The sequence below is a fragment of the Vibrio sp. NH-UV-68 genome (genome assembly GCF_042940635.1).
Classification (GTDB): Bacteria; Pseudomonadota; Gammaproteobacteria; order Enterobacterales; family Vibrionaceae; genus Vibrio; species Vibrio pacinii.
This window is the reverse complement of sequence record NZ_CP134975.1, coordinates 356,462-382,175: the sequence shown is the minus strand read 5'-3', so window position 1 is coordinate 382,175 and position 25,714 is coordinate 356,462. Positions and strand designations below refer to the sequence as shown.

25 protein-coding genes are annotated in these 25,714 nt (G+C 44.7%); 13 read left to right on the top strand and 12 right to left on the bottom strand.

Going from position 1 to position 25,714, the window contains the following annotated elements; translation table 11 throughout:
- Positions 1-52: 52 nt before the first annotated feature.
- The 5 genes from surA to apaH are packed head-to-tail and all read left to right on the top strand — an operon-like array spanning position 53 to position 4,395.
- Positions 53-1,345: a peptidylprolyl isomerase SurA gene (gene surA / locus ViNHUV68_RS01895; protein WP_391089061.1), complete on the top strand. Its 1,293-nt coding sequence runs from the start codon at positions 53-55 to the stop codon at positions 1,343-1,345.
- A complete protein-coding gene (gene pdxA / locus ViNHUV68_RS01890; protein WP_038173708.1) occupies positions 1,335-2,327 on the top strand; it encodes a 4-hydroxythreonine-4-phosphate dehydrogenase PdxA in 993 nt (330 codons plus the stop codon). The genes surA and pdxA overlap by 11 nt, the downstream gene beginning before the upstream one ends.
- A 12-nt stretch (positions 2,328-2,339) precedes the next feature.
- On the top strand, positions 2,340-3,143 hold the full coding sequence (gene rsmA, locus ViNHUV68_RS01885) for a 16S rRNA (adenine(1518)-N(6)/adenine(1519)-N(6))-dimethyltransferase RsmA (protein WP_391089059.1): 804 nt from the start codon (positions 2,340-2,342) through the stop codon (positions 3,141-3,143).
- A gap of 58 nt (positions 3,144-3,201) precedes the next feature.
- Positions 3,202-3,579, top strand: a complete 378-nt coding sequence (gene apaG / locus ViNHUV68_RS01880) for a Co2+/Mg2+ efflux protein ApaG (protein WP_038173705.1) — start codon at positions 3,202-3,204, stop codon at positions 3,577-3,579.
- Between the two features lie 9 nt (positions 3,580-3,588).
- On the top strand, positions 3,589-4,395 hold the full coding sequence (gene apaH, locus ViNHUV68_RS01875; protein ID WP_038173704.1) for a bis(5'-nucleosyl)-tetraphosphatase (symmetrical) ApaH: 807 nt from the start codon (positions 3,589-3,591) through the stop codon (positions 4,393-4,395).
- Between the two features lie 94 nt (positions 4,396-4,489).
- Here the strand turns inward: apaH and folA are convergent, their stop codons facing one another.
- The 7 genes from folA to rplU form a co-directional block, all read right to left on the bottom strand.
- The gene (gene folA, locus ViNHUV68_RS01870; RefSeq protein ID WP_391089057.1) at positions 4,490-4,981 is read right to left on the bottom strand and encodes a type 3 dihydrofolate reductase; all 492 of its coding nucleotides are present in this window, start codon (positions 4,979-4,981) and stop codon (positions 4,490-4,492) included.
- 18 nt (positions 4,982-4,999) lie between these two features.
- On the bottom strand, positions 5,000-5,473 hold the full coding sequence (locus ViNHUV68_RS01865) for a threonine/serine exporter family protein (RefSeq protein ID WP_391089055.1): 474 nt from the start codon (positions 5,471-5,473) through the stop codon (positions 5,000-5,002).
- The gene (locus tag ViNHUV68_RS01860) at positions 5,470-6,237 is read right to left on the bottom strand and encodes a threonine/serine exporter family protein (RefSeq protein ID WP_038173700.1); all 768 of its coding nucleotides are present in this window, start codon (positions 6,235-6,237) and stop codon (positions 5,470-5,472) included. The genes ViNHUV68_RS01865 and ViNHUV68_RS01860 overlap by 4 nt, the downstream gene beginning before the upstream one ends.
- A gap of 107 nt (positions 6,238-6,344) precedes the next feature.
- A complete protein-coding gene (locus ViNHUV68_RS01855) occupies positions 6,345-7,412 on the bottom strand; it encodes an FUSC family protein (RefSeq protein WP_391089053.1) in 1,068 nt (355 codons plus the stop codon).
- A gap of 111 nt (positions 7,413-7,523) precedes the next feature.
- Entirely contained in the window at positions 7,524-8,696 is a 1,173-nt protein-coding gene (gene cgtA / locus ViNHUV68_RS01850; protein ID WP_038173698.1) for an Obg family GTPase CgtA, read from the bottom strand.
- Positions 8,697-8,975: 279 nt separating this feature from the next.
- The gene (rpmA, locus tag ViNHUV68_RS01845) at positions 8,976-9,233 is read right to left on the bottom strand and encodes a 50S ribosomal protein L27 (protein ID WP_004409945.1); all 258 of its coding nucleotides are present in this window, start codon (positions 9,231-9,233) and stop codon (positions 8,976-8,978) included.
- A gap of 20 nt (positions 9,234-9,253) precedes the next feature.
- On the bottom strand, positions 9,254-9,565 hold the full coding sequence (gene rplU, locus ViNHUV68_RS01840) for a 50S ribosomal protein L21 (protein WP_038173696.1): 312 nt from the start codon (positions 9,563-9,565) through the stop codon (positions 9,254-9,256).
- A gap of 268 nt (positions 9,566-9,833) precedes the next feature.
- Between rplU and ispB the strand changes: the two genes are divergently transcribed.
- From ispB to ViNHUV68_RS01815, 5 genes are all read left to right on the top strand, one after another.
- The gene (gene ispB / locus ViNHUV68_RS01835) at positions 9,834-10,805 is read left to right on the top strand and encodes an octaprenyl diphosphate synthase (RefSeq protein ID WP_391089050.1); all 972 of its coding nucleotides are present in this window, start codon (positions 9,834-9,836) and stop codon (positions 10,803-10,805) included.
- A gap of 748 nt (positions 10,806-11,553) precedes the next feature.
- Positions 11,554-12,630 carry a TRAP transporter substrate-binding protein gene (locus tag ViNHUV68_RS01830; protein WP_038173692.1) on the top strand — a complete coding sequence of 359 codons (1,077 nt, stop codon included), beginning with the start codon at positions 11,554-11,556 and terminating at the stop codon, positions 12,628-12,630.
- A gap of 495 nt (positions 12,631-13,125) precedes the next feature.
- A complete protein-coding gene (locus ViNHUV68_RS01825; protein WP_391090237.1) occupies positions 13,126-15,075 on the top strand; it encodes a PTS mannitol transporter subunit IICBA in 1,950 nt (649 codons plus the stop codon).
- Between the two features lie 94 nt (positions 15,076-15,169).
- Complete coding sequence (locus tag ViNHUV68_RS01820; protein WP_391089048.1) at positions 15,170-16,318, top strand: mannitol-1-phosphate 5-dehydrogenase; 1,149 nt, start codon at positions 15,170-15,172, stop codon at positions 16,316-16,318.
- Positions 16,319-16,375: 57 nt separating this feature from the next.
- Positions 16,376-16,906 carry an MltR family transcriptional regulator gene (locus ViNHUV68_RS01815; protein ID WP_038173688.1) on the top strand — a complete coding sequence of 177 codons (531 nt, stop codon included), beginning with the start codon at positions 16,376-16,378 and terminating at the stop codon, positions 16,904-16,906.
- Between the two features lie 61 nt (positions 16,907-16,967).
- Here the strand turns inward: ViNHUV68_RS01815 and glmS are convergent, their stop codons facing one another.
- Positions 16,968-18,800, bottom strand: a complete 1,833-nt coding sequence (gene glmS, locus ViNHUV68_RS01810; RefSeq protein ID WP_038173672.1) for a glutamine--fructose-6-phosphate transaminase (isomerizing) — start codon at positions 18,798-18,800, stop codon at positions 16,968-16,970.
- An 82-nt stretch (positions 18,801-18,882) separates the two neighbouring features.
- Positions 18,883-19,644 (bottom strand): DeoR/GlpR family DNA-binding transcription regulator, encoded by a 762-nt coding sequence (locus ViNHUV68_RS01805; RefSeq protein WP_038173671.1) that lies wholly within the window; start codon positions 19,642-19,644, stop codon positions 18,883-18,885.
- Positions 19,645-20,075: 431 nt separating this feature from the next.
- On the opposite strand from ViNHUV68_RS01805, the gene pykF reads away from it, so the two are divergent.
- Complete coding sequence (pykF, locus tag ViNHUV68_RS01800) at positions 20,076-21,488, top strand: pyruvate kinase PykF (protein WP_038173670.1); 1,413 nt, start codon at positions 20,076-20,078, stop codon at positions 21,486-21,488.
- A 74-nt stretch (positions 21,489-21,562) separates the two neighbouring features.
- Here the strand turns inward: pykF and ViNHUV68_RS01795 are convergent, their stop codons facing one another.
- Together ViNHUV68_RS01795 and ViNHUV68_RS01790 are read right to left on the bottom strand one after the other, a co-directional pair.
- Positions 21,563-22,258 (bottom strand): oxidative stress defense protein, encoded by a 696-nt coding sequence (locus ViNHUV68_RS01795; protein WP_391089045.1) that lies wholly within the window; start codon positions 22,256-22,258, stop codon positions 21,563-21,565.
- A gap of 109 nt (positions 22,259-22,367) precedes the next feature.
- A complete protein-coding gene (locus ViNHUV68_RS01790; protein ID WP_391089043.1) occupies positions 22,368-23,264 on the bottom strand; it encodes an ArgP/LysG family DNA-binding transcriptional regulator in 897 nt (298 codons plus the stop codon).
- A gap of 114 nt (positions 23,265-23,378) precedes the next feature.
- Between ViNHUV68_RS01790 and ViNHUV68_RS01785 the strand changes: the two genes are divergently transcribed.
- Positions 23,379-24,005 carry a LysE family transporter gene (locus ViNHUV68_RS01785; RefSeq protein WP_391089041.1) on the top strand — a complete coding sequence of 209 codons (627 nt, stop codon included), beginning with the start codon at positions 23,379-23,381 and terminating at the stop codon, positions 24,003-24,005.
- 7 nt (positions 24,006-24,012) lie between these two features.
- Positions 24,013-24,507: a YbaK/EbsC family protein gene (locus tag ViNHUV68_RS01780; RefSeq protein WP_038173665.1), complete on the top strand. Its 495-nt coding sequence runs from the start codon at positions 24,013-24,015 to the stop codon at positions 24,505-24,507.
- Positions 24,508-24,570: 63 nt separating this feature from the next.
- Here ViNHUV68_RS01780 and mscS read toward each other — a convergent pair whose 3' ends face one another.
- Entirely contained in the window at positions 24,571-25,434 is an 864-nt protein-coding gene (gene mscS / locus ViNHUV68_RS01775; protein ID WP_038173663.1) for a small-conductance mechanosensitive channel MscS, read from the bottom strand.
- Positions 25,435-25,714: the final 280 nt, after the last annotated feature.

Here is a 25,714-nt window from a genome sequence, read left to right as displayed (position 1 = left end):
GACGATACTTGCTGTCTATATCAGCAGGTAAGATAGATTTATAGGATTCTCAATGAGATTTTGGAAACAGACTTTAGTGGCTTTATTTGCGCTCAGTGGCCTCACCACTGCCTACGCTGAACCCGTGGCGCTAGATAAGATCGCAGTGATCGTCAATGACGGTGTGGTTTTACAAAGCGACATCAATGCATCGATTCAGACCCTTAAGGCCAACTCGAAAAAGAACGGACAAGCTTTGCCTGAGGAAGACATACTCCGTGAGCAGGTCATGGAAAAACTGATTGTCGATACCATCCAGCAACAGGAAGCCGATCGTATTGGCGTGCGAATTGATGACAATCGTCTCAATGATGCGATAAACGAAATCGCCACCAATAATCAGCAAACCGTTGAGCAATTAAGCGCTTCAATTGAGCAAGAAGGGCTGAGCTACGCTGAGTTTCGTGAACAAATTCGTAAAGAGATCGCGGCGAGTGAAGCACGCAATGCCTTAGTCAGACAACGCATTAATATTTTACCTGCCGAAGTTGATAACTTAGCCAACTTATTGGCTCAAGAAACCAACGCTACGGTGCAATACAAGATTGGCCATATCCAATTACGTGTTAATGATGGTGACAATAAAGAAACGATCCAAGCTCAAGCACAAGAGCTAGTTAGCAAACTCAATGATGGTGCAGACTTTAGCACTATGGCCTATACCTACTCGAAAGGTCCAAAAGCGCTCCAAGGTGGTGATTGGGGTTGGATGCGAAAAGAAGAGATGCCGACCATCTTTGCAGATCAAATCAAACTACAAAATAAAGGCAGCATCATTGGTCCATTTCGCAGCGGCGTTGGCTTCCACATTCTAAAAATTGAAGATGCTAAAGGGCTAGAAACTGTCGCGGTGACTGAGATCAATGCACGACATATACTGATCAAGCCTACGGTTATTCTCAGTGACGACGGCGTCAAAAAAGAACTCAACGAGATCATTGCGCGCATTAGCGCAGGCGAAACAACCTTCGCTGAAATGGCGCAACAATACAGCCAAGATCCTGGCTCTGCTGCGCAAGACGGTGAACTCGGTTACCAAACCTCCGATCTGTACGTGCCTGAATTTAAGCATCAGGTTGATACCTTACCCGTCGGGCAAATCAGCGAACCATTTAAAACAGTCCATGGCTGGCACATTGTTGAAGTACTCGATCGCCGAGAAGTCGATAGAACCGATTCCGCCATGAAAAACAAAGCCTATCGCATTTTGTTTAACCGTAAGTTTAACGAAGAAGCGAGTGCTTGGTTGCAAGAAATGCGTGCCAGCGCCTTCGTTGAAGTTGTGAGTGATGAAGATGAGCGTTAAACGTATTATCGTCACCGCAGGTGAGCCCGCAGGTATTGGTCCAGATCTCGTCCTCGCGCTTTCAAAAGAAAATTGGACACATCAAATCGTTGTCTGTGCCGATAAAAACTTGCTTGCCCAACGCGCCCAACAATTGGGTATTGACGTCGAACTGCTTGATTACCAAGCCGATAGCGCAATTACGCCGCAAAAAGCGGGATCACTGGTTGTTGATCATGTTGCGCTAACCTCTGCCGTCACTGCTGGCGAGTTGGATGAAACCAACGGTCACTACGTATTAAAATCCCTAGAAAGAGCCGCTTTAGGCTGTATGAATGGTGAATTTGATGCTATTGTCACCGGCCCTGTGCATAAAGGGGTGATTAACCGTGCAGGGGTTGCCTTTAGTGGCCACACGGAGTTTTTTGCTGAAAAGTCCAATACCCCACTTGTGGTAATGATGCTAGCAACAGAAGGGCTACGCGTCGCTTTGGTGACCACTCATATTCCGCTGGCTTATGTATCCAAAGCGGTGACGGCGGAAAGACTTGAAAAAGTCATCGACATTCTCCATCAAGACTTAGTCGATAAGTTTGCAATTCCATCACCAAGAATTTATGTGTGTGGGTTAAATCCGCATGCAGGTGAAGATGGCTGCTTAGGCAAGGAAGAGATAGAAACCATCACACCAACGCTGGAAAAAATAAGTCAGCAAAAGGGCTATAATTTAATTGGCCCACTTCCTGCCGACACCATCTTCAACGAAAAATATCTTGAAGAGGCAGACGCTGTACTCGGGATGTACCACGATCAAGTACTTCCTGTATTAAAATATAAAGGTTTTGGGCGCTCTGTGAATATCACTTTGGGTCTACCATTTATTAGGACCTCCGTTGATCACGGCACCGCACTCGACCTTGCAGGGACTGGCAATGCGGATACAGGAAGCTTCAGAACGGCTCTAGCTCATGCGATTGAGCTGGTCGATAAGAAAACCAATTAACTTGAGAGTATTATGAGAAACGATGTCCACTTAGGGCACAAGGCGAGAAAACGCTTTGGTCAAAACTTCCTGAATGATCCTTATATCATTGATGGTATTGTCTCTGCAATTAACCCAAGACCTGGTCAAAACTTAGTTGAGATTGGCCCGGGCCTTGGCGCCATTACCGAACCTGTCGGTAAAGAAGTCGATAAATTTACTGTTATCGAGCTTGACCGTGATCTTGCTGAACGCTTGCGTAATCATCCAGATTTAGGCAACAAGCTAACGATTCACGAAGGCGATGCCATGCGCTTCGACTTTACTCAATTGGTTCAGCCAAACAACAAGCTGCGTATTTTCGGTAACTTGCCGTACAATATTTCTACCCCTCTAATGTTCCACCTTTTTGAATTTCATAAAGACATTCAAGATATGCACTTTATGTTGCAAAAAGAGGTGGTCAACCGTTTAGCCGCAGGGCCGGGAACAAAAGCGTATGGCCGTTTAACGGTTATGGCGCAATATTTCTGTAAAGTCGTGCCAGTGCTTGAAGTGCCACCAACCGCCTTTATACCACCACCAAAAGTTGACTCTGCGGTGGTACGTCTTGTGCCTTATGAAGTACTTCCACACCCAGTCACTAACTTCAAGTGCCTCGATCGTGTCTGTCGTGAAGGCTTTAACCAACGCCGTAAAACGATCCGCAACTGTTACAAAGGCTTAATTGCCGCTGAGACACTGGAAGAGTTAGGTATCGATCCTGGAATGCGTCCTGAAAACCTGACACTACAACAGTTTGTCGCCATGGCGAACTGGTTAGACGCCAATCAATAGAGAGAGAGGTGATAGGTCGATGGCTTATCACCTTTTTTGACTTTTCATAGGAGTTTACATGACAACTACCCCTTGCATAAAAGTCCAAGTACACAGTAAATACATCCCTGAACAATCTCACCCTGACGCTAAACGCTACGTTTTTGCTTACATCATCACGATAAAAAACCTCAGTCAACAAACCGTGCAACTGCTTAGTCGCCGCTGGTTAATTACCGATGCCAACGGCAAACAAATGACCGTTGAAGGTGAAGGGGTTGTCGGCCAACAGCCTCACATTGACGCTGGAGACGAATACACTTACAACAGCGGTACCGTGATTGAAACTCCTGTCGGCGTAATGCAAGGTCAATACATTCTGCAAGACAGTGAAGGTAATGAGTTCATCGCTGAGATCGATCCCTTTAGACTCGCCATTCCCAATATTCTTAATTAGGTACACGCCGTGGCAACATATATTGTAGGCGACCTACAAGGTTGTCTGGACGAACTGCTCTTACTGCTGGATAAAGTCAAATTCAAGCCCAAAAAAGATACCCTTTGGGTTGCAGGGGATTTGGTCGCCAGAGGACCAAAGTCACTCGACGTACTGCGTTACCTCAAGTCGCTCGGAAAAAGTGTCAAAATAGTCTTGGGTAACCATGATCTTCATTTGCTCGCGGTCTCTTTAGGCTTGTTTAAAGCCAAAGACAAAGATCGAACTGCTGCAATTTTGTCAGCTCCGGACAAAAAAGAGCTGCTTAAATGGCTACGTAAACAACCGCTACTTGCAGAGCATGAGCAGTTTGTGATGTGTCATGCAGGGATTTCTCCGCAGTGGTCATTAGACCAAGCACGTTCGGCCGCCAAAGAAGTTGAAGCAATACTGCATGGTAAAGAGTGGCGTTGGCTAATTGAAAACATGTACGCCAACCAACCTGATCGTTGGCATGATAAGCTCAAAGGCATTGAACGCTATCGCTATATCATTAATGCTTTTACCAGAATGCGCTTTTGCGCCGCCGACGGCCGCTTAGATATGGCGTGTAAACTACCGCCAAATAAAGTCAAAGATGAAGGCTTACAACCTTGGTTTGAAGTGGAGCAACGCATACCGCTGACCAAAACCGTCATTTTTGGTCACTGGGCGGCGCTCGAAGGTTATCAAAATAACGATGTGATTGGACTAGATACGGGGTGTGTTTGGGGTGGCAGTCTGACGATGCTACGTTGGGACGACAAAACTTTTTTCACTCAACCCGCGCTGGTATAGCAGCGATAGGTGAGAGTCGTATCAGGGTTGGCGGTAGTACGCCAACCCTTTTTCATATCACCAAGAAACCCAAATCCGTGACAACGAGTGAGTGCTAAAGCGTGTCTATTCTCTCTAAGACGACAAAGCGCATATTGAACGCGTTATTTTGATCAGCCGTATAGTGTTCACAATAAGTCTCTGTAAACTCATCGCCCCACTCAGGGAATTGTGTATCACCCTCAATTTGAGCATCGATAAAAGTCACATACAACTTACTCGCTTGTGCTAAACAGGCTTGATAGATGGCGCCACCACCAATGATCATAACTTCTTCAACGTCACCAGCTGCCAGTAATGCTTGCTCAATCGACGTGACGGTGGTGACGCCATCAATTTCAAGCGTCGCATCTCGGCTAATGACAATGTTCTGGCGTCCTGGTAATGGACGACCAATCGACTGGTACGTTTTTCGCCCCATCACCACAGGTTTGCCCATCGTACAGCGTTTAAACCATGCGAAATCTGCCGGCAAATGCCATGGCATCTGATTGTCTTTGCCAATAACACGATCTTGTGCCATAGCGGCGATCATACTGATGATCATCTCTTTACTCCTAAGGGCTTAAACTATCGGTTTACGGCGATAGAATAACAATCCCGGCATTGCTAAGCCAACCGCAAGCCCTGCAATAATAAACATCGCCTTCAAAAAGTTTTCCATCAGCATCGCCACCAACTCTGGGCTGTATCCAACATGATTTAGCTCTACTAAGGCAATCATCGCTTTGTAAGCAAATACCCCAGGAATCATGGGAATTAAAGAAGCGACAGTAAATACTTTAGGGTGTGCCAGAAAACGGCGAGATAAATGTACACCAGCCATACTCACAATGATGGCTGCGAAGAAAGTCGCCCACTCGATCGGGATACCAAAATGCATCATAAGATAGCGTGAACCATGCCCCAATGCTCCGCCAAATGCACAGTACAGTAAAGCCTTTTGCGGCACATTAAAAACCAGTGCAAAACCAACCGCAGGAATCGCAGCAAAGAACATGTCGTGGATTAAACCTAGGAAAAGATCGAAAAAACTCATATTACCCACTCCCACACGTCCGCTAGGTTCATTGCTGCAACAATTCCCAAGCTCGTCGCAAACACCAATAAGCTCGCCATAACAAAACGAGATATTCCGATGTTCACATAGCCTTTTAACATATCCGCAGCAGCGTTAATCAATGGAAAGCCAGGAACCAATAGCAGGACTGAAGAGGCCATCACTAAAGAGGGAGAATTGCCAATACCGTACTTGACGGCTTGCGATGCCACTAACGTAGCGACAAAAGCCGTAACCGTGAAATTAAACAAAGGGTTAAAATGGCGATGCGCGATTTCTTGTCGGACCACCATCGCAATAGCAGAGGCAACAAAGGTCATCACAAAAATCATCCAGTCTCCACCAGCCAGCCGGCTGAATGATGCACAGGACAAGCCAATCATTACCACGACAAGCCAACGGTTATAGCGTTCTGGACTGATGGTGTTTAGTCTCCGCTGCGCCATTTCGTAATCGATAATTCCGCGCTCTAATAGAATGCAAGTCCGTTGAACTTGGGTCACCACTCGCATATTAATGCCCTTATCCGAGCAACGCCGAGTGGTTGTGATGCAAAAACCGTTGGCGACTGTCGTCACGACCAATGAACTGGCCGAGAGCGAGACCTCAACTTCGTCCATATCCGCTGCAATACCAAAACGGTGCATTAGCTCCCCTACCAAAGTACTCTCAGCACCATGAGCTAGCAACATTTGTCCCGCTTGAGCAATTAAGCGCGAGACTGCTCGTTGTTTTGATTCCATTCTAATCTGAGCCATTTTGAAAAGTAATTTACTAGTTTATGTGTTTTTAAATCTAGGATGAATAGAAATCTCAGCGTCTATTGATTAAACGCAAATAGTGTACAGACTCATTTTATACTCTGGCTTTGGGAGAGGTTGAGTGAATAAATCAGCAAACGGCGCAAGTTAATTAAATCTTCCATCAATTTGCAGTTAAGCCATATGTAACTATAAACACTCATTTGCTCACCGGGAATATTCGGTAAATGGTCAGTTAACTGCGCCAGCATCTCGCTAATATTATCTGTTGGTGGCAACTCATGCTCAGCCCCTTTCGTGATTAAATTTGCTAACGATTCAAGCTCTTGTTCAATACTTTGCTGACAATCCGCTAAGGTGTCGGAGTACAGCATATTCAAATGAGTACTTCGGTCACTCCAATAAGAACGGTGCAAAAGTTCAATCGAATAGAGTGTGTTTCTTAGCTCTGCGACCACACTGGCAATCAAGGCGCTACTCAGTTTCGATTCTTTTATCGATGGCGCACTAAGCTTATCCATACGAGCAAGTTCACCAATCACCCGCCGCTGCTGCTTAGAAATATCTGGCTGTTCAACCAAGTTGGGAGAGCATGAGATTCGGTACATCTTTGCCATCTGGTTTAACGTATTGCCCACAGTCATACGCCAATGAATAAAGGCACGCTGTGGATAAATTAAACAAAAGAGAACGGCTAAAATACAACCGACGGTGACATCTAGGCCTCGCCACAGTGCAATAAACACATCATGTTTGCCGCCACCTATCGTTACAGAAAGGGTTATGCCAATCAAAAGTCCGACATAAGGGCGTTTTCCGAGAGCAAAATACGCACTGAGAAACATAATAAGCGAGCACCATAGGTACATGGCAACCTGAGAATACTGACCGATAAAAATCGCAGCAATACCCGATAGAGCCCCAATTAAGGTTCCCATCGTGCGGTGCCAAGCACGAGGTAGTACATTACCTAAATAAGAGATAGGCGCCATCACTACCACTAGGGTAATTAAGATCCATGTACTTTCTGGCAGTTGTAGATAGTTGGTGAAGGCTAGAGTTATAACAAAAGCGAGTGCAATTCTAATTCCATGAACGATTCGATAATTCTGAAATATCAACGTATCAACACGTGATATGGTTCGACTCAAATTCATCTGCCACTTCGCCTTAGCAATAAAAACATTTAATCATTTATAGGGGTCTATGGTTTAACATTGACACAAAAAAGCCGCAATTGATATTGCGGCTATGGATATTATTGTCGATTATTCACGAACGTAGATAACGTGCCCGTCATCTTCTTCATCATCCCAATCGTCGTCGTCATCTTCGTCTTCAGTGATCACGTCTTTACCAGCGATAGCGTCTTTATGGTAGTCATCCCACATAAAGTCGACTTTATCTTCTTCGCTGATCTCTTCAGTTTCGCGCGGAAGACTTTCCATAAAGTCAGCCAGTTTATAACAAAGCTCTTTAGTGCCCTGTTTATTGACCGCTGAGATTTTATAGTATTCGTCTTCCCAACCTAACGCGTCCAGAACCCCTTGAATCACTTCATTGACTTCTTCTTCTGGCATCAAGTCCACTTTGTTGAAAATCAACCAACGCGGCTTTTGTGCCAGTTTTTCACTGTATTGCTCCAACTCATCAATGATCGTCAGCGCATTTTCAATCGGATCCGATTGATCAACTGGCATAATATCGATCATATGCAGCAATACACGACAACGCTCTAAGTGCTTGAGGAAACGAATTCCCAAACCGGCACCATCCGCTGCACCTTCAATCAGTCCAGGAATATCAGCGACGACAAAGCTTTTCTCTGGAACCACACTCACGACACCCAAGCTTGGAATCAGTGTGGTAAATGGGTAATCAGCCACTTTAGGCTTGGCAGCTGACACTGAACGAATGAAGGTCGATTTACCCGCATTTGGTAAACCTAACATACCGACATCGGCCAGCAGCAGTAACTCTAAACGAATTTCACGAACTTCACCTTTGGTGCCTAAGGTTTTTTGACGAGGTGCCCGGTTCACTGACGATTTAAAACGCGTGTTACCTAAACCGTGCCACCCGCCTTTTGCCACCATGATTTTTTTGCCGTGCTCGGCAACTTCCGCAACAATTTCATTGGTGTGAATATCTACCGCACGAGTACCAACCGGCACGCGTAGTACTTTGTCTTTACCACGCTTACCAGTACAGTTACCACCGCGACCATTCTCACCACGTTCCGCTTCATAGAAGCGCTGAAAACGATAATCAATCAGGGTGTTTAGGTTTTCGTCAGCTTGGATATAAATATCACCGCCATCGCCACCATCACCACCATCGGGGCCACCTTTCGCAACGAATTTCTCACGCCAGAAACTCACTACACCGTTACCGCCATCACCGGCTTGAACTTTAACTACCGCTTCATCAACGAATTTCATCTCTTACTCCGCCCTATTGCTACTTCAGTAGCTGCGTTGCAAATATCATCTCAAGCTCCACCAATGGTGAAGTGAATGATATAAATTCTAGCAGATTCCGCTTTCAGATCGATCACCTTGATCTTCGATCGTTCTACTACTTAGGAATATATAATGAGGGACTTTTTTCAAAGTGCCTTAGTATCTATTCCAGCATTACTAAATAAAAAACCCCGCCGAATCGGCAGGGCTTTTGAATTCAGCTTGAAAGCTATTTAGTCACTCAGCAAATTGCTTGAATTACTCAGCTTCGATGCTAACGAATTTACGGTTTTTAGGACCTTTCACTTCAAATTTCACTTTACCTTCAGTAAGAGCGAAAAGAGTGTGGTCTTTACCGATACCAACGTTAGTACCAGCGTGGAACTTAGTACCACGTTGACGAACAATGATGTTGCCTGCAAGAACAGACTCACCACCGAAACGCTTAACACCTAGACGTTTGCTTTCTGAATCGCGGCCGTTACGAGTAGAACCACCAGCTTTTTTGTGTGCCATTGTTAAACTCTCCTAATCGATTAAGCGTTGATACCAGTGATTTTCACTTCCGTGAACCACTGACGGTGACCTTGTTGCTTACGAGAGTGCTTACGACGACGGAACTTAACGATTTTAACTTTATCGCCACGACCGTGTTGTACTACTTCAGCAACTATTTTACCGCCCTCTACTAGAGGAGCACCCACTTTAATTTCTTCACCGTTAGCAACAAGAAGAACTTTATCAAATTCAACAGTTGCGCCAGTTTCAACGTCTAATTTCTCTAAACGAAGAGTTTGACCTTCGCTTACACGGTGTTGTTTACCACCAGATTGGAAAACAGCGTACATATCTTACTCCGCTTTTTCCGCACAGCCGTATGCTTTCTAAGCACTAAGGGTGTGCGCTAAACTAATCATCAATAGGGCGCAGATTCTACAGAAAGGTCGCACCTATGACAAGCCATATTTTGAAAAAATTGGCGAAAAGCTAATCGCCAATGAAAAGTGCCGAGATCATGCCCTTTAACCATGTATTAATCAACGTTTTTTAGTGTATTATTCAGCGAATAAACTAGATAAGAATACCTTACAAGTACTAACCTCAGCCGGATTTACAATGGATTTTAAAGCTATCCAAGCCCTTACTGCCGATGACATGGCAAAAGTGGACGAAACAATTCATGCGCAGCTCAACTCTGACGTCTCTTTAATTAACCAATTGGGTTTTTACATTGTCAGTGGTGGCGGTAAACGTATTCGCCCACTTCTAGCCGTGCTTTCTGCACGCGCTCTTGGCTATCAAGGTGAGGCACACAACACTGCCGCGGCTTTTATTGAATTTATTCATACGGCCACTTTGCTACACGACGATGTGGTCGATGAATCAGACATGCGCCGTGGTAAAGCCACTGCTAATGCGGCATTTGGCAATGCGGCCAGCGTACTGGTCGGTGACTTTATCTATACTCGTTCATTTCAGATGATGACAGAGCTAGGATCATTAAAGATCCTTAAGCTAATGAGCGATGCTGTAAACGTGATTGCCGAAGGCGAAGTGCAACAGTTAATGAACTGCAACAACCCAGATACCAGCGAAGAAAGCTACATGCAGGTTATCTATTCTAAGACGGCTCGTCTGTTTGAAGCAGCAACCCAAATTGGCGCCATTCTTACCGAGGCGCCTGCAGAGGTTGAAGTTGCACTGCAAAATTACGGCAAATACCTTGGCACCGCTTTCCAACTTATCGACGATGTGATGGATTACACTTCCGATGGCGAAGATATGGGTAAAAACGTTGGTGACGATTTGGCCGAAGGTAAACCAACATTGCCACTTTTATACGCGATGCAACATGGTAGCCCAGAACAAGCTGCGATGATTCGAGAAGCGATTGAGAAAGCTAACGGTATGGAACGTTTAAATGAGATTCTTGCCGCGATGGAACAAACCGGCTCGCTAGAATATACCCGTAATAAAGCATATCAAGAAGCTGACAAAGCTATTGCTCAGTTAGCGGTATTAGAAGAGTCAGACTACAAACACGCTCTCGTTACCTTGGCGCACATGTCAGTAAATCGCACCAGTTAATTCGAGCGCTTCAATTGATACAACAACGGGAACCAAATGGTTCCCGTTTACCTCTTTAATAGAGGCCTTTCCCAGATCAGCAAAACGAAGGCAACTTGACGAACGATTGGCTCTACAATCTAACGCTGTTAGCCCCAATCGCCGTTACCCGCATTTACTACGTTAGCAACAATACTTATTCTGAGAGGTGAAATTAGTATATTTTGTGAGCGATCTATTTTTATAGTTTATAAAAATATCATTGTTGCAGTTAGGTCTATCATTCTTCTCGAGAAAATAGCGCCTGTCACTTTAACGTCATCCGTTCGTCATCCATTTCTCATTTAACTGCAGCCTAGCTGTAACTCAGCGTTGATCCTTAATTTAACCATGCCCCGATGGGTTGATTGTGGTCGATGCTAGGCAAGTGCCAATAAAAACCTTGGCTCGTTATCTGAGCGTCGCCCAAGCGACTGAACAGCTAAAAAAACAGCATCACGACATCTGATCCACAAAGGCAATCTCGTGCTGCGTGACCTACTCAGCACTTTTACTATCAAAATTATGTACTTGTTAAGCTAGATAGCTCGCCAAATTCGTCTCAGGGTCTCTCTAGATAAGCAGCGTGATTCACTAGTGTTTACTTGTATATTAGTCACACAAGCTAAATACCGATCTCGATGTAGCGAAAAATTAGATTGACGAAAAAATAGCCAGAAGAAATGCTAGGTAGAAAATATCATCACAACAATAAGGAAGTTACCTAGACATGCTGCCCTTTAAAATACAACTACGCTCAATAATAGCCACAACATTAACGCTATCACTCGCAGTGAGTTCTTTTGCCACGTTAGCGGCCGATAAAGTTTATCGTTTAAAACTGGCCGAAACTTGGGGACCAAATACCCCCATTCTTGGTGATGCAAGCAAAAACATGGCGAAGCTCGCCGAAGAAATGTCCAATGGTCGCTTAGTTATTCGCATCGATTCTGCCAATAAGCATAAAGCGCCGCTGGGTATTTTTGATATGGTCAAATCTGGCCAGTACGATCTTGGTCACTCAAGCTCTTACTACTGGAAAGGTAAAGTCCCCAACACGCTCTATTTCTCCTCAATGCCGTTTGGCATGATCTCGACCGAGCAATACGCATGGTTTTACCGTGGTGGTGGGATGGAGTTAATGCAAAAAGTCTATGCCCCGCATAACCTGTTGTCATTCCCAGGTGGTAATTCAGATATCCAAATGGGTGGCTGGTTTAAAAAAGAGATCAATTCGATTGATGATTTGAAAGGTCTCAAGATTCGTATTCCAGGCTTTGCTGGTGAAGTCATGGCTCGGGTTGGCGCAGCGCCGACCAATATCGCTCCAGGAGAGCTTTATACCTCATTAGAGCGCGGAACTATCGATGCACTTGAATGGGTAGGTCCTGCATTTGATTTAAGAATGGGCTTTCAAAAAATCGCGCCTTATTACTACACCGCATGGCATGAACCAGGGTCAGAGACGCAGTTTTTGGTCAATAAAAAGACTTGGGAAAAGCTACCCGCAGACTTACGAACAATTCTAGAGACCGCGTTTAGAGTCGCTGCGTTTGATATGTATACTCAAGCTATTGATGCTAACGCCAATAGTTGGGCAACCATGAGCGCAGAATACCCAGATATCAAAGTTCGAGACTTTCCGCCACAAGTACTCGAAGCGATGCAAACCGCGACTGAAGAACTACTCGCAGAGCAAGCGAACCAAGATCCTTTAGCCAAAGAGATCATTGAGTCGCAAAAGCAGTACTTAACCAAAGTTCGCGCTTGGACTGATATCTCCTCAAAAGCCTACTTAAACAATTAGTCAACACAATTGGCAGAAGGCGACTTCTGCCAATTATTTCCCTATACGGCCGCGCAATAAACTTATCATTCAAACTGTCATTAAATTTCATGAAAAATCAATTTGTGATAGTCATCGGAAAAGCATTTAAATCAACCACAATCAAATAGTGATCAAAGTCACTCAATAATCATTGATAAATTAATTTAAAACCAAATAATCGATCTTGATCACAATTTAATTTTATATTGATTTTTTGTATATGTGATTTTTATCAATTAATATTTATTGACATATTTGATAAATGCATTTTGTTGTAAAATTACAATGTCAAGAAGTGAATTAGATCACGGGAATTTACTTTGGCGTGGGAGTTTATGCAGTTCTGATCACGAAAAACCCGTTGTCAGTTCTTAATTGAATTTGTGTGGTAGATTGATTGGGTACTAAGCAATCAACGGTTTTGGCGAACCGTACTACGACACCATTCATCAGAACATCAAACGGGGAAATATGATGATATCACCAGATACCAAGATCAAGATACAAAATTTTGGTCGTTTTCTATCAAACATGGTAATGCCAAATATTGGCGCGTTCATCGCGTGGGGCTTTATTACCGCATTATTCATTCCAACTGGCTGGCTGCCTAATGAGACACTAGCGGCCATGGTTGGGCCTATGATTACTTACTTACTTCCTCTGCTTATCGGCTATACCGGCGGTAAACTCATTGGTGGTGACCGCGGCGCTGTGGTTGGTGCAATCACCACCATGGGGGTAATTGTCGGGACCGACATTCCAATGTTCATGGGGGCGATGATGGTTGGCCCATTAGGCGGCTGGGCTATCAAAAAGTTTGATCACTACATTGATGGGAAAGTGAAAAGCGGTTTTGAAATGTTGGTTAACAACTTCTCGGCCGGCATCATAGGGATGGTATGTGCCATTATCGCTTTCTTCTTTATCGGTCCATTTGTCAAAATGCTCTCCGGTGGTCTTGCTGCAGGCGTTCATTTCCTAGTTTCAGCCCACCTTTTACCTTTGACCTCTATCTTTGTTGAACCAGCGAAAATTCTATTCCTCAATAATGCCATCAATCACGGCATTTTTTCACCACTGGGTATTCAACAAGCCAATGACATGGGTCAATCGATCTTCTTCTTAATTGAAGCTAACCCAGGACCTGGTTTGGGGATTCTATTGGCATACATGGTGTTTGGTAAGGGCACGGCACGTCAAACTGCAGGCGGAGCATCGATCATTCACTTCTTTGGCGGTATTCACGAGATTTACTTCCCATACATTCTGATGAATCCACGTTTAATTCTGGCGGCTATTGCTGGCGGCATGACAGGCGTATTCGTGCTAGTGCTTTTTAATGCAGGCCTAGTGTCACCAGCATCTCCTGGTTCTATTTTTGCCGTTCTACTGATGACACCTAAGGCATCGATTGTTGGTGTGCTTGCTTCAATTGCGTCAGCCACTGGTGTGTCATTCATGGTTGCTTCGCTACTGATGAAAACGCAAACATCAAGTGAAGAAGACGGCGATGAAGCGGCCCTTGAAAAAGCGACTTCACAAATGAAACAGATGAAGTCTGCGCCAAAAAGCTCTGCATCAGTCAACCGCGCAAGTAAAAGCAACCTTGACCTCGCCAATCTACACAGCATTATTGTCGCTTGTGATGCTGGTATGGGCTCAAGTGCTATGGGTGCCAGTATGCTACGTAAGAAAGTGCAAAGCGCAGGCCTAAATATTAATGTGACCAATTTGGCAATTAACAGTTTAACTGAAAGTGCGGAGCTCGTAATAACGCACAAAGACTTAACTGACCGCGCGCGCCAGCACGCTCCAAATGCACAACATATTTCTCTGAGTAACTTTTTAGACAGCGAAATGTACAATCAACTAGTAACTAAACTATTAGCCGCGCAAAAATCCGCAGCCAATGACGAACAAGCACTCAAGGTGTCAGTTCTCGCCGCCAATGACGATCACTACCAACCTCAACCAACTTCAGTGTTCAAAATTGGCGAAGATAACATTCACTTAGGATTAAGCGCTGCCAATAAAGAACAGGCGATTCGCTTTGCTGGCAACAAATTAGTTGAAATGGGTTACGCCGAGCCAGAGTACGTCGATGCTATGTTTGAGCGTGAAAAGCTCGTCCCAACCTACTTAGGCGAGTTTATCGCTGTCCCTCACGGCACCATTGAAGCAAAAGATAAAGTCAAAAAAACCGGCATTGTGATTTGCCAATACCCCGCTGGGATTCAATTCACAGATGACCAACAAGATGTAGCAAAACTGGTTATCGGTATTGCCGCAAAAAATGATGAGCACATTCAAGTGATCACTACCATTACCAACGCACTCGATGATCCGGAAGCAATCGAGAAGCTAACTAGCACCAATGATGTTGACGAGATACTCCGCATCTTAGGTCGCTCACAAGCTGCTTAATATTTTGCTCCTGAGCAAAACTGAGGTCAGCTGTCCCCCTTTATAACGGTTGACCTCACCCTAGAGTCGTTATTTTTATATTGGTAGGTAAATTATGAAAAATGCAGTTCATTTTGGTGCGGGTAATATTGGTCGTGGCTTTATTGGCAAATTACTAGCCGATGCCGATGTTTCGGTCACTTTTGCCGATGTCGATACCCCTTTGGTTGATCAACTCAGTCACAAACAAGAATACAATGTCAAAGTCGTAGGCAGCGAGTGCCAAACAGATACCGTGACTCACGTAACGGCCGTCAACTCAGCCAGCGACGAAGTAATCGAGCGTATCGTTAGAACTGACTTGGTCACGACCGCTGTTGGGCCCAACGTGTTGGACATCATTGCAAAAACAATCGCGACCGGCATTGCAAGACGTTTCGAGGCGGGTAATAAAGCACCGCTGAATATTATCGCGTGTGAAAACATGGTGCGCGGGACTACGCATCTGAAAACTCAGGTGTATCAACACTTAGATCAAGCATTGCACGCAAAAGCAGACGAGTTGGTTGGTTTTGTCGATTCAGCAGTTGACCGGATTGTTCCACCAGCAGAAGCGGCCAACGATGATCCTCTTGCTGTCACGGTGGAAAGCTTCAGTGAATGGATTGTCGATGAGCAGCAGTTTAAAGGAGACATCCCTAATATTCCTGGGATGGAAAAAACCGATAACCTGATGGCTTTCGTCGAACGCAAACTATTTACCCTTAATACAGGGCACTGCATCACAGCTTACTTAGGTTGTTTAAAAGGGCATCGTACCATTCGCGAGGCCATTAATGATCCAGAGATCCAAGCCGACGTCAAACAAGCAATGCATGAGAGCGGCGAAGTGTTAATCCGACGCTATGGCTTTGATCGCGAGTTGCACAACGCCTATATCGATAAGATCTTGAGTCGCTTTGCCAATCCCTATCTGGTTGATGAAGTGGATCGTGTGGGCCGCCAACCAATTCGTAAACTTGGTCCAAACGATAGATTAATCAAGCCATTACTAGGTACAATAGAGTATGGCACTAAAAATAGCGCCCTTTTAAAAGGCATTGCTGCCGCACTGAAATATCAAAATAGTGATGACCCACAAGCTGTTGAACTGCAAAGTTCACTCACAGAAAAAGGCATTAGCAGCACCTTATCTGACTATACAGGGCTTGACACTAACAGCCAGGAAGTGGCTGAAATAGAGCGTATTTTCAATACGCTCTAACCAACAAACCAGGGGGAGTCAACGCTCCCCTTTCTAATTAATTATTTAGTTCAGTATATGGCAGACAAGATTAACGAAACAGAGATTATAGAGCAATTAAACAACGCCCCTTCGGTGCGAGGTTTCTTTATTGCTGCCGTAGATGTTTTTACCGACTCTATTGATGCACTCATGCAGCGAATTTTTCGCAAAGATAATTTTGCCGTACAGTCTGTTGTCGGGCCTCTGCTTGGTGACTCAGGTCCGTTAGGCGATCTTTCTGTCCGCTTGAAACTGCTTTATGGATTAGGCGTGTTGCCTGACCAGATCTATCACGACATTGAAGATATCATCAAACTTAAACATAAACTCAATAGCGATGCGACCGACTATGAGTTTACCGATCCTAATATTCTTGGCCCGATTAAAAATCTCAATTTAGTTCAGAAAATGAGTATGGTTAATCTTGAAGTTAGCGAACCTGATGACGATATCGATCTCGATTTTTATCAGTTACAACTGCAACGCCAGCAACAAATCATAAAATCAGGTCTCTCTCTTGCCATCGTTGAAATCTGCAATGAACTGGGTAAAGAGAGCCCTTTTTAATTGTTAGGTCGCAAAAAAAAACCGAAGATTTCTCTTCGGTTTTTTTGTCTTTTCCTATCGGCTACTCAACCGTCACCGCTTTGGCTAGGTTACGCGGTTGGTCAACATCGGTGCCTTTGATCAAAGCCACATAGTAAGAGAGCAACTGCATCGGAATCGTGTAGTAAATTGGCGCGGTGATTTCACTTACGTGAGGCAAAGTGATGATCTTCATCGTTTCATCCGCTTCAAAGCCAGCATCGGCATCAGCAAAGACATACAGCAGACCACCACGCGCACGCACTTCTTCAACGTTCGATTTCAACTTTTCTAGTAATTCGTTGTTTGGTGCTACCACTACCACCGGCATGTCAGCATCAATCAACGCTAAAGGACCATGTTTGAGTTCGCCTGCCGCGTATGCTTCCGCGTGGATATATGAGATCTCTTTAAGCTTAAGAGAGGCCTCCATCGCAATGGGGTAAAACTCACCACGACCTAGGAATAAAGTATGGTGTTTATCGGCAAAATCAGTGGCTAGCTCTTCAATGTCTTTTTCAAACGACAAGGCTGATTCAATCTGCTTTGGTAGCGCATGAAGAGCAGTAACGATCTCTTTTTCTTTCTCTTTACTGATACGATTTTGCTGTTTACCTAATGCCGTCACTAACATCAATAAAGCAGCAAGCTGCGTGGTAAAAGCTTTGGTTGACGCAACACCAATTTCAACCCCAGCTCGGGTCATAAAGGCAATGTCAGACTCACGAACCAGTGACGATCCTGCGACGTTACAGATAGTCATTGCCGCCATATAACCTTTTTCTTTCGCCAAACGCAGTGCTGCCAACGTGTCCGCAGTTTCACCCGATTGAGACAAGGTAATCAGTAAACTATTAGGCCGTGTAACAAATTTGCGATAACGGAACTCAGACGCAATTTCGACATCACAGCTAACACCAGCAATATCTTCGAACCAGTAACGCGCAGTCATACCAGCATTGTAAGAGGTACCACACGCGACAATTTGCACGTGCTCGACTTTACTCAAGATGTCTGTGGCGTTAACACCGATCGCTTCTGTCACCACAGAGTCACCTGTAATACGGCCTTCCATCGTATTGATCAGCGCCGTTGGCTGCTCGTAAATCTCTTTTTGCATAAAGTGGCGATATTGACCTTTGTCACCGGCATCATGCTCTGCATTTGATTCAGTGATCTCACGTTCAACACGTTCACCTTGCTCATCAAAGACACTCACTTCACGACGAGTGATCTCTGCAACATCGCCCTCTTCTAAGTACATAAAGCGGCGAGTGACGTTTAACAGTGCGAGTTGATCAGAGGCCAAGAAATTTTCACCAACCCCAAAACCAATCACTATCGGGCTGCCAGAACGGGCAACAACAATACGGGAAGGATCTTTACGATCCAACGCTACCGTACCGTACGCACCTTCTAGTTGTGCTGCCGTTTTTTGCAAAGCTTCCACTAACGTTTCAGAGCTACGCAGTTCCCACTCCACCATATGAGCAATCACTTCGGTATCGGTTTGCGATTCAAATACATAACCACGTGATTTCAGCAAACCACGTAATTCTTCGTGGTTTTCGATGATGCCGTTGTGCACAACTGTAATGTCACCAGACATATGTGGGTGAGCATTGGCTTCAGATGGCTCGCCATGAGTTGCCCAGCGAGTATGTGCGATACCAGTACCACCAATAACCTGCGCAGAGTCCACGGCATCGGCCAGTTCTTGCACTTTCCCTAGGCGACGTACACGAGTCAGGTTTGATTGACCATCAACCACTGCCACACCCGCTGAGTCGTAGCCGCGATACTCTAAGCGGCGTAATCCCTCGACTAAAATTTCAGCCACATCTCGTTGTGCTACCGCACCGACGATTCCACACATAAGTAACTCCAATATTTCATTCCGATTGGCAGCAAGCAAAGGCCCGATTCGGAGTAGTTAAGATTAAAACGTATATTCTGTGTTATGCACAAACCACTTTGATACCATGAGACTGGATGATTTTTTTTGTCTCTGGATCTAAGTCTTTATTGGTAATTAAGATGTCGATTGCATCCCAAGCCAACTCTAGGTTAGGTATTTTGCGACCAATCTTTTCTGATTCGACCATGACGATCACTTCTCGCGAGACTTCAGCCATCACTTTGCTCAGACCGACCAACTCATTGAAGGTCGTGGTGCCACGGTCTAAATCCACCCCGTCCGCACCAATGAATAGCTGATCGAAGTCATATGAGCGTAGAACAGATTCAGCCACCTGACCTTGAAATGACTCTGAGTGCGCATCCCAAGTACCGCCTGTCATCAATAAAGTCGGTTCGCTTTCAAGCTCATTAAGTGCATTGGCAACATTCAGGGAGTTGGTCATCACCACCAATCCACGCATACCATCTAACTGCTTGATCAATGCGCCCGTAGTGCTGCCACTGTCGATCACGATACGATTGTGCTCACGAAGCAATTTGGCTGCAGCCTGAGCCAACTCATTCTTTCGAACCGAAACACTTGCACTCAATTCGTCATTGACCACCTCTTTGGGTAATGCAATCGCACCACCATAACGACGCAGTAGCTGGCCATTTTTTTCTAGGGAGGCTAAGTCCTTTCTAATTGTGACTTCAGAGGTTTCAAACTGGAGGGATAACTCTTCAACACTGACTTCACCCTTGTCATTGACTAAGTTAGAAATCGCGTGTCTTCTCAATTGAGTGTTTCGTTTCGACATTAATTATTCAACTACAAGTTTCATTGTGAAACTTATTATAGCCAAAACGAAACTTTTACGTCCATTTATTTCGATCCAAAAAATTAATAAATAGCGCAGAAACCTTGTTCTAAGACAATTCTTAAGCAGTGATATTAGAGTGATTCGGTGGTAGAATTCGCATCCGAAAAGAAAATAAATTACAGAATTGACCGCTATACTGTGTGTGTTACGTCAATATATTCCCGTGACATCACAGAAATAGCGCCTGAAATCCCAACAAGTTGGTCATAAAATGACTAAACTTTGTGAAAGACTTTCAGTTCTGAAGCCAACTGAATGTAGCGCTGTCTTAGTAAGTTGGCAGGCACAAAATGCCGAAATGACAGCCTTGGTTTCAGACCAATAACCGACTTTCAAATTGTAACTATATTGACCGGAGAGACTCTTCCATGAAAAAGACCAAAATCGTATGTACGATTGGCCCTAAAACTGAATCTGTAGAGAAGCTGACTGAACTTGTAAACGCAGGCATGAACGTAATGCGCCTTAACTTCTCTCACGGTGACTTCGCAGAGCACGGCACTCGTATCGCGAACTTCCGTAAAGTAATGGAAAACAATGGTGAACAACTTGCTATTCTTCTAGATACTAAAGGTCCAGAAATCCGTACTATCAAACTTGAAGATGGTAACGACGTAGATCTAGTAGCAGGTCAAGAGTTCACTTTCACAACTGACGCAACAGTTGTTGGTAACAAAGACGTAGTAGCTGTAACTTACCTAGGTTTCGCTAAAGACCTAACCGTGGGTAACACTATCCTTGTTGATGATGGCCTAATCGAAATGGAAGTTATCGCAACGACTGAAACCGAAGTTAAGTGTAAAGTTCTTAACAACGGTGCTCTTGGCGAAAACAAGGGTGTTAACCTTCCAGGCGTTTCTGTTCAACTACCTGCACTATCTGAAAAAGACAAAGCTGACCTTAAGTTTGGTTGTGAGCAAGGCGTTGATTTCGTTGCTGCTTCTTTCATCCGTAAAGAAGAAGACGTTAAAGAAATCCGTGAGCTTCTAAACGCTAACGGCGGCGAGAACATCCACATCATTTCTAAGATTGAAAACCAAGAAGGTGTCGATAACTTCGATTCAATCCTTGAAGCTTCTGACGGCATCATGGTTGCTCGTGGTGACCTAGGTGTTGAAATCCCAGCTGAAGAAGTAATCTTCGCGCAGAAGATGATGATCGAGAAATGTAACCGTGCACGTAAGATGGTTATCACAGCGACACAAATGCTTGACTCTATGATCAGCAACCCACGCCCTACTCGCGCAGAAGCAGGTGACGTTGCGAACGCCATCATGGATGGTACTGATGCGGTAATGCTTTCTGGTGAAACGGCTAAAGGTAAGTACCCAGTTGAAGCTGTTACTATCATGGCTCAAATCGCGAACCGTACTGATTCAGCGCTTAAAGCTGAACTAGGTTCTCGTCTAGACAGCCCACGTCTACGTATCACTGAAGCAGTATGTAAAGGCGCGGTAGACACTGCAGAGAAGCTAGCGGCTCCTCTAATCGTGGTGGCAACTGAAGGCGGTAAGTCTGCACGTTCAGTACGTAAGTACTTCCCAACGGCAAACATCCTTGCTCTAACAACCAACAAGAAAACGGCAGCTCAGCTTGTACTGACTAAAGGCGTTAAACCAGTTCTTGTTGACTCTATCGAGAGCACAGACGCGTTCTACATCAACGGTAAAGAAATCGCGCTGCAATCTGGCCTAGGTAACAAAGGCGATATCGTTGTGATGGTTTCTGGCGCTCTAGTCGCTTCAGGTACAACCAACACAGCATCAGTACACGTTCTTTAATCGAACTCGATACTGAAATAGAAAAGAGGGCTTCGGCCCTCTTTTTTTGTTTTTACCTCCGATTAGCGCATGGCTTAATCGAGCTGGTAAATCACATCCACTCGATCACGAATCACGATGGTTGAGTCTTGATAAGTATTCGATTCCACTTTGGCATCCATCGCCATCGAACGCATCAAGACCGGCTGCTGACTTTGCATATTGTAATCAATACGCCACACATCTTTGACTGCTTTACCGAAACCTTGCGCAAGCGACTGTGCTTTTTCGTTGGCATCTCGAATCGCCGCCATGCGCGCTTGTTGCTGATATTGAGCTTGGTCACGAACCTTAAGCTGAATATTGTCGACCTGATTAATCCCTGCATTTAGCGCTAAATCGAGATACTGATTAAGATCGGCAAGATCATTGACCGTTACAGAGACACTGCGTGTTGCACGATAGCCAACTAACTCTGGCTTGCCTTTTTTCGGGTAATGGTACTGAGGCGTGATATAAAGGTTAGAACTGCTGATATCTTGCGCCTCGACACCTTGTTGATTAAGCGCATCAATTAATGCCTTGACGACTTGATCAACTGACTGTTTAGCTTGCTCAGCCGTCATGGTTGATTCAACCACTTTAACCGAAAATTCAGCCATATCAGGTTTGGCGATGACTTCACCATAGCCTGCCGTCACCAAGTGAGGAAAATCTGGTGTGTTGGCCAAAACCGCCACACTGACAGTAGACAAAGAGAGTGTGGCAACCAGTGTCGGAATAAACTTCATATTTAGAATCTCTTGATAATCAATTCATAACAGCATAGACAGCGAATAAGAATAGCCCAAGCACAACAAACACTTCTGACAGAGAATTAACCCAACGAGTGAGTGCAAATCACTTTGGTAATAATACGTGACTATGGCTTATGATCGCCTGAGTGATTTTCTTCAGCAATCCTGTTTCTAACTGCCAATGATGCCAATAGAGATTAAAGCTCATAAAAAACCCCGGCATCAAATCGACTAATGTCCCTGACTCAAGCTCTTTCTCTATCTGAAGCTTGGGAATTAGACAGTATGCGCAGCTCATCAATGCCAGATTAACAAACGCCTCAGAGCTTGCGACGTGATGATGAGCAATAGCGTCGGGCGGGATATTAAAGTTCTGCTGCAGAAAGTCTCGGTGCAATTGATCGTATTGATCAAATGAAACGGCTGGGGCTCTAAGCAGAGCGTCTCGACTGACACCTTGTGGAAAGTGCTGTTGGGCAAATTCAGGACTGGCGACGCAGACGTAATCCATACGGCCAAGGTATTGAGCATCACAACCGACGATCGCCTTAGATTCAAGACTTAACGCCCCTACGACTTCGCCATTTTTTAGCTTATCTAAGGTGCGCGCTTCAGCAAATACCGCCAAGTTGAATTCCACTTGATGTGACTTCATGACGGGTGCCAATGCAGGTAATAACCAGGTAGCTAAACTATCGGCGTTGGTTGCAATTGATACCCTTTGCACTCGTGGCAATGTTTCATTACCTAGCTCTGGTATTAAATCACTTTCAAGCAACTGAACACGCTGATAAAAACCAAGTAATTTCTGGCCGATTAGCGTAGGCCTTGGTGGTTGCTCGCGAATTAACACTGGCTGAGCGAGAAACTTCTCGAGCTGCTTTATCCGCTGGGACACCGCTGACTGTGACACAAACAGCAGCTGCGCGGCACGCTCAAAGCCGCCCATGGTAATCACCGCTTCCAACGCTTCAATCCACCGATAATCTAACCCACGCATACTTCTCTCCGACACACCGACATTAGAATAACTAATATATCATTATCATTATTAAATATACTTATTCTTGTGATCTGCTTATCTTGAAGCCAAACAAAAGTTAAGGAGCAACCAATGAATAGCTGGTTATTACTGCAAGGTTTTGGGCTCGGAGCGAGCATGATAATACCGATCGGCGCACAAAATGCGTATGTGCTCAACCAGGGAATTAAACGCCATCACCACCTGACAACGGCCACCATCTGTAGCGTTCTAGATATTGCCTTTATCTCAATTGGTATCTTTGGCGGTGGCGCACTGTTGGCGAGTAATCAAAACTTGTTGTTACTAGTGACGTTAGGAGGTATCACTTTTTTGAGTTTTTACGGTTATTTATCGCTAAAAAGTGCTTTTAACATCGATCAATCTACCACAGAAAATAGCCAAACTTTCCGTGGTCGCAAAGCCGTGATTATCGGGGCACTCGCAGTCACAGTACTCAACCCTCACCTTTATCTAGATACTGTCGTCATTCTGGGTTCAATTGGTGGGCAATTTACGGGCCAAGATCGTATCGCGTTCGCGTTAGGCATGATGTGCGCCTCTTTTGTGTGGTTCTTTAGCCTATCGATTGGCGCCGCTAAGCTGGCCCCGACATTATCACAACCGCGGGTAAAGCAAGGAATTGATATTGCGGTTGCGGTTATGATGTTTGTGATTGCACTGTTACTTACTAAGCAATTGTTGAGTCAGTTTGTATAGGTTAGCTATGAATAAGTTAGATGAGATTTATCGGTTCAATGTCGAGATGCTTACGCAACTTAAGGTGTCGTATAACGAATGGCAGCATGAGCCAATTTTGGATTTTGCCACCGACGTGTTGGTCGCCAAGCGATTAGGCTGGACAGGGACGCACAGTAAGAGTCTATTTTTAAAACTGAAAGGGGCTGGCTATGCACTGCTGCTCACAGATAAAGACTCGCGGCTCGACAGTAAAGCAATCAAAGCCCTGACAGGCAAGCGACCTTCAATAGTGAATGATCAAGAGATGAATGAAGTAACGGGCTGCCTACCCGGTGCCCTCTGCCCATTTGGTTTACCACGCGAGATTCTCATCATTGTTGATACCAAGCTTTACCAATATCGAGAAATCTTATATACCCCAGCAAAGCCTGAGTATACTTTTGGTGTCGCGGCAAAAGAGTTGCCAACGATTCTCGCCAGTTTAGGCAACCCATTACTTGAAATAGAAAGTTCGCTATAGAAAAGCTAAAAACACAAAAAAGCGAGGCACTGCCTCGCTTGTTATATTCGATCAATGACGACGTTAGTCAGCCTTGTTCAAATGAACATCCATTTGTGGGAATGGAATTTCAATACCTGCCGCATCAAGCGCTTCTTTAATGCCTTGCATCGCATCAAAGTACACTCCCCAGTAATCTTCTGTTTTCACCCACGGGCGAACGACAAAGTTCACGGATGAGTCGGCAAGTGCAAGCACACCAATGGTCATATCTGGGTCTTTGAGAATGCGAGGATCCTTCTCTAAGGTCTCACGGATCACTTGTTTGGTTTGCTTAAGATCCGCTTTATAAGAAACACCAATAACCAGATCGACACGGCGTGTCGCGTGACGAGAGTAGTTCGTAATTGGACCACCAATTACGCCCGAGTTAGGCACAACCACCATCTTGTTGTCAGGGGTTTTTAATACTGTTTGGAAGATCTGAATCGCTTCAACACTACCAGCGACACCACCAACTTCAACATAATCACCAGACTTAAATGGACGGAAAGCAACAATCAGCACCCCCGCCGCAAAGTTTGATAATGACCCTTGTAGTGCTAAACCAATCGCTAAGCCCGCGGCACCGATAACCGCAACAACAGATGCGGTTTGAACACCAACACGACCTAATGCGGCGATAAGTACGATAACGAATAGCAGATAACGAACGAGACCATGAATAAACTCAACAACTGCCTTATCCATGTTTTTCTTTTCTAACACTTTAGAAACGCTGTTAGCGACTGCTTTAACGATAATGTTACCGATAAACAGGATCAGAACCGCTGATATGATGTTCACACCGTACTGAACCAGTAAATCAGAATTATTGGTTAGCCATTTTTCCGCATAACTTAAACCATCAACGAGAGGGGCTTCAATCCCAACTGACTCACCTGACATAAATGTATCCTCTTTTTATTAAAGACTGCATGAATCGAACTGCTTATCACCACAACCTAACTGCATGACTCATGCATTCACTGCAGTAATGTCACTTTTTTGGCACGATAACGCACTTTTGACTATTCTCAAAGTTAACTTTTTGCAAATAGCGGTTAAATAAAGACTTATTCAGCTCCAAGATTAAGCAACCCGAATAGGTTTCGCCACATTTATCTTTATTTAGTGCGCACAGATTTCCGATACAAACAAAAAAGCCCGCTCATAATAAGCGGGCTTT